The organism is Geomonas sp. (assembly GCF_056994735.1).
Map to the genome: position 1 here is coordinate 1 of NZ_JBXKJL010000008.1, position 1276 is coordinate 1276.

Here is a 1276-nt window from a genome sequence, read left to right on the forward strand (position 1 = left end):
CCGTCCATGGTGACGCTCTTCATCGTTGCCGGGTGGGTAGCGGTCACCCGGTAACGCTTGCAGTTGGCATCGGGCCCGGCGAACTCGGGCGGCAGGACCGCCAGGGAGGCGAAGGTCCCGTAGAAACCTTTGCTGTTGGTGTAGGAGACGAAGTTCCAGGCATCCGGGGAGCGGATGACGGCACGCGCCACCGGACGGTCATACTTGAAGACGGGATCGCCGGTCACCGGGTCCTTGGTCGGGACTTCCACCACGCCTTCGGGGGGAGCCTGGTAGCTGGGGAGGTCGTTCAACTGCTGGTAGGTGTATCCGGAGACCACGATGGGCTGCATGTCGACGAACGCTGTGAAGACCAGGGGGCCTCCGAGCCACACGCCCGGGAAGGGCTCGCAGGCGGAGCTGATGCGGTCGCCGACGATCTTGGTGCTGTCCACAATTTCGTAGACCTTCTCGGTGGTCTTGCCGTCCTCGCTGATGATCTCGCTGGGCCTGGTGATGAAGACCGGGGTCTTGGGATCGAAACCAGCCGGCATCGGTACGGAGATAACAACATCTTTCCGCAGGGAGGCTCCGCCGGTGTCTATATTGACCGCGGCCAGGAAGCTCCCCGGCGCCTGCACGGGACTGGGGAGAGCTGCCTGTTGCAAGGTAGTGACCTTGACGATGGCAGGGCCGGAGAGTGCGTCTTCGGGAATCTCGAGGAGGCTGCCCCCCTCACCTTCCACCCTGCCCCCCTTGGCGGTTACCAGGTAACGGCCGTCGGGACTCTTGAAGGTGATGTAGGAAACGACGGTCTGGTTGCCGGAGCGGTCCATCAGGACCACCTTGATCTCGTCGCCCAGCTGGGCCCGAACCTTCCAGGTGAAGGAACCGTCGGCAGCAGGCGGGAATGACGCGATCTCGCCGGTCGTGTCATTGATAACCATCACCGTGTTGTCGGGAGGAGCGCTGCCCTGGGTTCCCGTGACGGTGATCTCCCCTTTCTCGTCCGGGAAGGTGGCCGAAATGGCGCCTGCCGGGGGCATCGGGGGAGGAGTGGTTTTCCTGACCGTGAAGTTGGCGACGGTGGCCGTGCCGAGGGAGTAGCCCTGGACGTCCTTGATGGCGGCGTCCACGGTGACACGATAGGCAGCTTCGGATTCCAGCGCCGCTTCCGGATAGAAAGTGGCGGCGGTGCCGTCGACGTTGAAGGAGATCACCCCGGCCACGGCCGAACCGTCGGATTTCGCGACCTTCAGGGTGCTGCTGGTGATGGAAGTCTTGTCCATCCTCTTGG

Annotated in this window: 1 protein-coding gene; it reads right to left on the reverse strand. The window is 63.7% G+C overall.

Features of this window, described 5'->3' with window-relative positions:
* Positions 1-1268 (reverse strand): Ig-like domain-containing domain (locus tag AC11W3_RS00455; RefSeq protein WP_484092295.1); only part of this gene is annotated, 1268 nt, incomplete at its 3' end.
* Positions 1269-1276: the final 8 nt, after the last annotated feature.